Here is an 8206-nt window from a genome sequence, read left to right on the forward strand (position 1 = left end):
GGACGGCCTCAACATCGTGACCGACGGCGACGCCCGCTTTGATACCGACGTGGGCGGACGCTCCTGGGTGAGCTATGTCATCCAGCGGCTGGAGGGATTCTCGGGCTATGAAACCTCGCGGAGCCACGCCGCCTGGGGCGGCTCGGTGCCGGGCGAGATCATGTACGAGGTCCTCGAGGCGCGGATGCTTCCTCGGGTGACGGGCAAGGTGGGGCCCGGCCCTCTGGAGTACCCCCAGCTCTGGAAAGCCGCCCAGCAGATGACGCAAAAGCCCGTCAAGTTCGGCTCCATCAGCGCCGATTGCCTCGAATCGATCATCTCCAACGAATACTACAAAGACCGCAAAGAACTCGTCATGGACCTCTGCGAGGTGATGCACAAGGAATTCCAGAGTCTGGCGGATGCGGGCTGCCAGGTCCTCCAGGTGGAAGAGCCCTGGGTGCACCGCTTCGACCACCACGCCGAGGACACCGGGATGTCCATGGAATTCTACGTCGAGGCCTTCAACCGGAGCATCGAGGGCCTGACCGAGAAACTCGAGCTTTGGTGCCACACCTGCTGGGGGAATCCGGCGCAGCAGCGCTTCTACGACTCGGCGAAAAGCTACGCGCCGGCGCTCGAGTACATGAACGATCTGAATGTGGATGTCCTGACGTTTGAGTGCAAAAGCACGGAGGGAATGGACCTCGAGGCCATCGGGAAAAAGATCACAAAGCCCAAGATCGCCATCGGCGTCATCGACCACCGGGGCCTTCAGGTCGAAAAACCCGATGCGGTGGCCGCGCTCATCCGCAAGGCGCTTCAATACATCCCGGCCGAGCGGCTTTGCATCTCGACGGACTGCGGCTTCGGCCGCGAGGGAATGAGCAGACGCCACGCTTTCTACAAAATGGTAGCGCTCGCCCGGGGGACCAACATCGTCAGGAAGGAACTGGGGCTGCCGGAAGCCTACATCCAGGCCACCGACGACAGATTCACCCTCGCCGATCCGGATTGAGCGGAGAGAGATCCGCGGCAGGCGTGTGCTCCCGTAGAATCTTCCGGAGAAAATCGAGCGTCCTCGCCGCGATGGCGGGCCAGCGGAACGAAGCGTAGAGCGCCTCTGCCCCCGCGCGCAGCCGCTCCCGCGCCGCCGCATTATCCATCAATGCCCCCACCCGCTCCGCCAGCGCATCGGCGTCCCCGAATGGCACTTCGGCGAAATTCTCCCCCGCGCGGAAATACTCCGTCGGCACCTTGGGCGGGGTGCTCACCACGGGCGCGCCGTGGGCCAGCGCCGCCATCAGGCTTCCGCGCCGGCTCGAGATGCCGCCCTCGTAGGGCGCAAGGAACAGATCGGCCGCGAGCAGTATCTCGCTGATTTTTTCGTCGAAGAGAAACCCCGTCCAGATCACTTCATCGGCCAAACCGTTTGCCCGGGCGCGCGCCTGCAGTGCGAGGTAGAAGCCGCCATCCTGCGCACGCCTTCCGCCGAGCATGAAGAGCCGGAAGGGCCGCCCCGCCTGCTTCCACTTTCCCGCCGCATCGAGAATCTGCTCGACCCCCTTGCCCGGGTAGTAGAAGCCGAAGTGGGCGAGCAGGGCGCCGGAGGGCTCCAGCCCCCTCTCCGCGCACAGCCTAGCGCGCAGCTCCGCGCGGCGGGCCCGCATTTTCTCCCCCGGCTCGCCCAGTTCCCTCGGTTCGATATTGGCGCCGATGGGAACTTCTTCCATCTTCCGCCGGAGCCAGGGCATGGACTTTCCGACCAGATAGGTGACCTCCTCGTTCGTGCTGAGAATGCCGTCCGCACTTTGGAGGAGTACCGCCGCCCCCGCCTTCGAGAAGAAACGCGAGACTCCCACCGTGTGCATGGAGTAGACCGTGGGAATCCCCGGAGAGAGGACCTTCATCCAGAGGGGAAGAAAGGGAATCCAGCGCGCTTTCGGAGGATAGAGGTCGGGCGCGTACTGCACCAAAAGGGCGTGGGCTTTTTCTTCGCGGGCCAGGCGCGCCACCTGCCGCATCGCGGCGGGCCCCCAGTACCGCGACACCGGAAAGACGCGGATTTTCCCTGAAACCTTTGGCCCCGAATAGTCCGCACTCGTGAAGATCAAGACATCGGCGCCCGCCGCCACGAGTTCAGAGACCAGCATCCGGGTGAAATCGCCCACCCCGCAGGGAGCGAGATTCGGCGGATAGCTGGGACTCAGGATGGCGATGCGCACAAAGGTTCCTTCATCGGCGGGAAGACTGCGGTTAATCGCGGGACGGGGAGTGTGCCGAGGTTTTTTCCTCGACGCCGAGCTCGGAGCGGAGCACTTCCCCTGAGATGGTTTCCTGATCGAGGAGACGCGCCGCCAACCGATCGAGGTCCGCCCGCCGCACCTCCAGGATTTCCCTCGCCCGCTCGGAGGCTTGCTGGAGAAATCTTCCCACTTCCTCGTCCACCTCCCGCTGGGTGGCCTCGCTGATGGCGGCCCGGCCGAAACCGTCGCCAAACCCTTGTCCGAGAAAGAGCGGCCGGGGCTCGCGGCGCAGGGAGTGGGGCCCGAAATGTTCGCTCATCCCGTATTCGGTCACCATGGAGCTCGCCATGTCGGTGGCGCGCTGGAGATCGTTCTGAGCGCCGGTGGAGACCTCATCGAAGACGAGCGTCTCGGCCGCCCGCCCCGCCAGAAGGACGGTCATGCGGTCTTCGATCTCGGTTTTCGAGAGGAGGTAGCGATCCTCGGTGGGGCGCTGAAGGGTGTAGCCCAAGGCGGAGAGCCCGCGCGGAATGATGGACACCTTCTGGACCGGATCGGCCGTGCCGACCAGCTCGGCCACGATGGCGTGCCCCATTTCGTGACAGGCTACCCGTCTGCGCTCCTCCGGCGTCATCACGCGGGATTTTTTCTCGAGTCCCGCCGCGATGCGCTCGAGCGCTTCCTCGAAATTCGCCATGGCGATTTGATCCTTGTCGTGGCGGGCGGCGAGCAGGGCGGCCTCGTTCGCCAGATTCGCCAGGTCCGCCCCCGAGAGGCCGGGCGTCATCTCGGCGATCCGGTCGGAGTTCACGTCCGGCCCGAGGACGAGGTTTTTCATATGCACGCGGAGGATGTGCTTGCGGCCCTCCAGGTCGGGCCGGTCCACCAGCACCTGTACATGGCGAATTCGTAATTAAGCAATAATTTGATGCCTGATTGGGAATTCGCCACCCACACCCTCAACTCCGCAAAACTACTAAATTTCCGTGCACAGGAATCGTTCCTTCACGCGGCATCAACGCTCAGTCTTCCCCGGCGGCGGGAGCGCGGCTTCCGGATAACGATGTCCACGTCCCGACCAAGGGCTGTCAGCAGGCGCAGCAGCCGTTCGACGGAGTATTCCCGGAAGTTCCCACGCAAAAGACGGGACACGTCCGGCTGGGAGAGCCCGAGCACCTTCGCCGCTTGCGCCTGTGTCAGGCGGCGCTGGCGGATGATTACATCGATGCGGGTGACCAGTTCCGCCTTCAGAAGCCGGGCCTCGGCATCAGGACGTTCCAGGTCGGCGAACACGTTGCCGCTGCCTCGCTCGATTTTCACTTTATCGGTTTTCATTGTTCTCCCCTTCTGCCATAGATGTCGTCGTAATGCTGCTCTGCCGCCCTCAGCCTGCGCCTGACCGTTTCCATCTCCTGCTTCGGCGTCGAAATGCCTCTCTTGGCCTTCTTTTGAAAGGCATGCAGAACATAGACGGCAGCATTGAACCGCACGGTGTAAACTGCCCGGTAGGTACCACCGTCATGGCGCGACACCACCTCCAGGACACCAGAGCCCAGGCCCTTGAGGGGCTTGGCATCGCGGTGCTTGAGACCGACCTGGGCCTGATACAGGGCAAACCCGACGTGGTCCTGTACCTCGGCCGGAAATCCCCTCAAGTCCTCCTTGCTCGATCCGACCCATTCAACGGGCTTCAAGTCCCTTCGGTCCATGGCTTATTATGGCGGTTTCACCATATTTTTTCAAGAGAAAAAAAGTGCCCATGGTGTGCCGGTCCACCGATTTTCGGGGTCAGGCCCGTTTGAGTGAAAGGCCCTGGAAACATTAAATATTTTTCACTCTCTCAGGTCCTACACTCAGAACTCTTCCGGAGGCCATCAGAACGACCAAAAGGTCCGCCCCCTGCCCTGGTTCATCGAATCTTCGATCTGCCAAACAGGCCTTTTCAGCCCCATGGGTCGTCATAATGGTCTCCGAAAGAATCCTAGTTTCTGAATCCCGGCGGTCATCAACTCCTTAATGTTTCCAAGATTTTTCAGCCCGGATGGCTGGACCCCGAAAATCGGTGGATCAGTACAGCGACCACGGCTCCACCATCTGCGGCAGCGCGAGGGTGTGCATGGCGATATAATGGGAGGTAGGTCAGAAGCACAAATTCATAGGAATTCACCACGAACAGGCCCTCAATTCATCATGGCCGTGGTCTTGTGCCAGAAGATCACTCGGTTGCGGACGGCCACCACGATGAGGTGAAGCGTGATACCGAGCACGCCTAGGATGACCAGGATGGCGAACATGCCCGAGATGTCCATATCGAAATTGAACTGGATGATCAGGTAGCCGAGTCCGGCCTTCGCCCCTACGAACTCGCCCACGATGGCGCCCAGTACCGCCAGAACAATGCTCACGTCGAGGCCGGCGAAGATGTAGGGGAGCGCCTCGGGGAGTTGCACCAGATAAAAAATCTTCCAACGCGAGGCGGCGAGGGAGCGCAGCAGATCCACCTTGTCCGAGGGGGTGGACTTCAGTCCCACAATCGTGTTCACCAGCATGGGAAAGAAGGAGACCATGGCGGCGATCATCACCTTGCTGGAGATGCCGAAGCCCACCCAGATGATGATGATCGGCGCGATGGCGATCTTGGGGAGAGTCTGGAGCGCCACGATGTAGGGATACAGCGTGGCCTCCACCAACCGAAGCTGACTGATGACTGCTCCCAGCAGAAAGGCCGCCACCATGGCAAGGGTATAACCGGCCAGGATCTCGCTCAGCGTCACGAGCAGATTGTACCAGAACAAACCTGTCGCGAACCCTTGGTACAAGGCGAGTGCGATCGCCGACGGTGCAGGAAGGACGATCTCCGTTACCCCGAGCACGCGCACCATTCCCTCCCAGCCTCCGACGAAGATGACGAGGGTGAAGGGAATGAGCGCGATCTCGGGCTTTCTGCGGATCGCTCCACGCGGATCGTGCAGGAGCATCCGCAGCATCGAAAAAGACTTCACGTCGGCTTCCTCAAGGCTTTTTAAATCCCTTCGCCTGCTTGATGACCGCTTCGCGGTCAAAATTATTGATCTCGTCGGTAAACTCGTTCGTGTAGTACTTGCTTACATCGATTTTCTTTTTGAGACGGTCGATCCGAATGAGGTAATTCTGGTACCCTTCCATGTTGGCCTTCGGCAAATCGCCGAACTTGTTGGTGCCGACGGCGTTGCGGGACTGAATCCCTGCGCGCACCGCTACCACCTTGGCCTCGCGCCTCACGGCCGCATCGGTCACTCCGCCGCGCGGCGCTGTCTGGGGATAGACCTTCCAGTGGATGCGAACGGCGGCCTCGGGATTTACTTCTTGGAAGATCTGCGCCTTGGCGAGGCCGCGGGCGAGACCGATGAGCATCTTGCGGCGCGTCTTGTAGAACTTGCTAGGCACCACGAGGCTGCCCGCGATGAAGTTCTTCGCGCGGGGATCCTTGATGATTTTCGTGAATTTCAGCCCCCGGCTCTCCATGGAGGCGTAGGCCGCATCCCAGAGCGAGAGGGCATGCACCCGGCCCGATTGAAGCGCTGCGGCCGCGCGGCCGCCGACGCCGACTTCGATCAGGTCGAAATCCTGGCCTCGCTGGAAGCCCAAGGTCCCCATCAGCGCGCGCGCGTAAAGAGTGCCCTGGCTCGCAAAGCTCGAAACACCGATGGTTTTGCCCTTCAGGTCGGAGAGCCCATTCAGACCGCCTTTGGCGGGAAGGGCGATGCCGAAGATATCGCCACGGATCGAGGTGTAGTAGAAACTCACGTCGGTTCCCTTCTGCACGCCTACCATGGCGGCCGTAGGGTTGCCGTAGGCAACATCCGCCTTGCCACCCATGACGATCTGCATCGCCATCGAAGAGCCCCGCGTCGTGTTCACCTCGACCTCAAGCCCCTCGTCCTTCCAATAGCCCAGGTATTCAGGAAGCGAACTCGCGATGGCGAAGCTTGGGGAGAGACGCGGCAGGGCGTGGACGAGGACGACTTTCTCGAGTGCAAGGGCCGCCGTCGGCGTGAGGAGGCATACTCCCAGAAACAGGGCAAACAGGAATTTTCGCATGGAACGCATGGCTGTCTCCTTCCGAAAGAGTTGAGCAAGTGAGGGGGCGCGTGCCGGGGAATTAATCGAAGACACCCCCCACCTGAAAGATACCTCGGATGTGGCTCACGAACTTGCCGAACTCCGGCGTCGTCATTATATCGAGGGTACGGGGCCTGGAAAAACGCACCTCAAGCACCTCCGCGATGCGGCCCGGGCGAGGTGTCATGACGACCACCCGGTCGCCGAGGAAAATGGCCTCCGGGATGCTGTGGGTGATGAAGAAAACCGTCTTTCCGCTCTCCATCCAGATGCGCTGGAGCTCGAGATTCATCTGCTCGCGCGTCATCGCGTCGAGCGCCCCGAAGGGCTCGTCCATCAGCAGCACGGCCGGGTCGTGGACCAGGGCGCGCGTGATCGATACCCGCTGTTGCATCCCGCCTGAGAGCTCGAAGGGATATTTCTGCTCGAAGCCCTCTAGGCCCACCAGGCGAAGAAGGGACCGCGCCCGGTCGAGGAACCGCGCCCGATCGAGGTCCTGAACGTCGATGGGCAGCATCGTGTTCTCGAGCACGGTCCGCCACTGGAGTAGGACCGCGTCCTGGAACACCACCCCAATGTCACGCCGGGGGCCCTCGATGGGGGTGCCGCGGAGGGTGACCTCGCCCTCGGATTTGTCCAGGATGCCCGCGAAGATCTTGAGCAGGGTGCTCTTTCCGCACCCGCTGGGCCCCACGACCGAGATAAACTCGCCCTCGTAGATATTGAGGTCGATATCCTCAAGGGCGTTTACTTGGCCCCCCTCGAGTGTATCGTATATCTTGGTGAGTCCCTGGCAAACGATGACGGATTCAGCCAAGCCGACGTATCTCCCGCGGTTTCTCCCGCGCTGCACAGCCGTGCGGGCAGCGTGTCCCGACGGCCAACAACTACTACCCCATCGTCCCGGCCGACGTCACGGACTTACTGCCTTGCACGTACGGAAACATACGCTTCGACGGATAATGAGAGTGCTTTGTCATGGCGAAACCTTATCAAGACGTGACAGAGAAGCAGCATACTGCGAGGAAGATGATCTTGAAAGTCACGGACCTGGTTACGCTAGCAAATCCCGCCGCACCCCGCCATTGGGCCCAGCTCACGCCGACGGAGGAAGCCGCAGGCGCTCGCGCTCAATGATCGTGTGCATGGCGAATTGATAAGTTTAGCCTGAATTCAGGTCTTTCGTCGCCTTGCCCGTCCAGTCCAAAAACTCATCTGAATCTATGCCGCCTCTCGGAAATAGTATCTGAGCATGGCATTGTTGCCCAATCGGCCAAGATCGAGTCGGGATATGTTCACCTTCCCGAAGAGAACAGGTGGCTTTCCGATTTTGAAATCGAGGTCCTCCAGTTCCCGAATGGGCGCCATGACGATCAGGTCGACTCGATGTCCCAGGCCCTGGCGTGGGCCAAACCCCGCGGAAACCCCCTCATCGTGGCGGGTGGAACAAGGATATTTTCCTGGGAAAGCGGGGAATTTCGGCGTAGTTCCTGCCTTGACTCTTTCCCGTAAGGAAGCGTCCATGTCCGGCAGGGAGGACTGGACATGGACGCCAATCTCGAAGATGAAGTTACCCGATTGAAAGAGCTGAATCTCCGCCAACTGCGAGAATATTGGGAGGCTCACCTGGGCGGATCCCCGCCCTCATGCAGGAGCGCCGATATTCTCCGGCGCATCCTCGCCTATAAACTTCAGGAAGAGGCCCATGGCGGCCTCTCCCCGGCTGCCCGAAGGAAACTCCGAAAAATCGCCGGGTCGGATTCCCGAAATCCAATTTCGGAACTCCCCCAGGGAGCAGGTCTCAAGCCCGGCACTATCCTGACGCGCGAGTGGCAAGGAACGCTTTATCAGGTCCGGGTTCTGGATGGGGAATTCGAATA

The 8206-nt window shown here is 61.0% G+C and carries 9 protein-coding genes; 2 read left to right on the forward strand and 7 right to left on the reverse strand.

The features are described from left to right. Positions 1–997: hypothetical protein (locus tag O2807_08330; GenBank protein MDA1000505.1), on the forward strand; the 997-nt coding region annotated here is incomplete at its 5' end. Here O2807_08330 and O2807_08335 read toward each other — a convergent pair. The 7 genes from O2807_08335 to O2807_08365 form a co-directional block, all read right to left on the reverse strand. Then, the gene (locus O2807_08335; GenBank protein MDA1000506.1) at positions 975–2204 is read right to left on the reverse strand and encodes a glycosyltransferase; all 1230 of its coding nucleotides are present in this window, start codon (positions 2202–2204) and stop codon (positions 975–977) included. The two genes, O2807_08330 and O2807_08335, sit on opposite strands and share 23 nt — an antisense overlap. Before the next feature lie 31 nt (positions 2205–2235). Further along, positions 2236–3111, reverse strand: coding sequence for a hypothetical protein (locus O2807_08340; protein ID MDA1000507.1), 876 nt, complete (start codon positions 3109–3111; stop codon positions 2236–2238). Positions 3112–3230: 119 nt separating this feature from the next. Beyond that, positions 3231–3560 (reverse strand): helix-turn-helix transcriptional regulator, encoded by a 330-nt coding sequence (locus O2807_08345; GenBank protein MDA1000508.1) that lies wholly within the window; start codon positions 3558–3560, stop codon positions 3231–3233. Next, the gene (locus tag O2807_08350) at positions 3557–3934 is read right to left on the reverse strand and encodes a type II toxin-antitoxin system RelE/ParE family toxin (GenBank protein ID MDA1000509.1); all 378 of its coding nucleotides are present in this window, start codon (positions 3932–3934) and stop codon (positions 3557–3559) included. The genes O2807_08345 and O2807_08350 overlap by 4 nt, the downstream gene beginning before the upstream one ends. Before the next feature lie 471 nt (positions 3935–4405). Next, positions 4406–5227: an ABC transporter permease gene (locus O2807_08355; protein ID MDA1000510.1), complete on the reverse strand. Its 822-nt coding sequence runs from the start codon at positions 5225–5227 to the stop codon at positions 4406–4408. A gap of 10 nt (positions 5228–5237) precedes the next feature. After that, positions 5238–6314 carry an ABC transporter substrate-binding protein gene (locus tag O2807_08360; GenBank protein MDA1000511.1) on the reverse strand — a complete coding sequence of 359 codons (1077 nt, stop codon included), beginning with the start codon at positions 6312–6314 and terminating at the stop codon, positions 5238–5240. A 52-nt stretch (positions 6315–6366) separates the two neighbouring features. Beyond that, positions 6367–7143 carry an ABC transporter ATP-binding protein gene (locus O2807_08365; GenBank protein MDA1000512.1) on the reverse strand — a complete coding sequence of 259 codons (777 nt, stop codon included), beginning with the start codon at positions 7141–7143 and terminating at the stop codon, positions 6367–6369. A 728-nt stretch (positions 7144–7871) separates the two neighbouring features. Between O2807_08365 and O2807_08370 the strand changes: the two genes are divergently transcribed. Next, positions 7872–8206, forward strand: a 335-nt coding sequence (locus O2807_08370) for a DUF2924 domain-containing protein (protein ID MDA1000513.1), incomplete at its 3' end; no start/stop codon positions are given.

The sequence above is a fragment of the bacterium genome, assembly GCA_027622355.1.
Taxonomy (GTDB): domain Bacteria; phylum UBA8248; class UBA8248; order UBA8248; family UBA8248; genus JAQBZT01.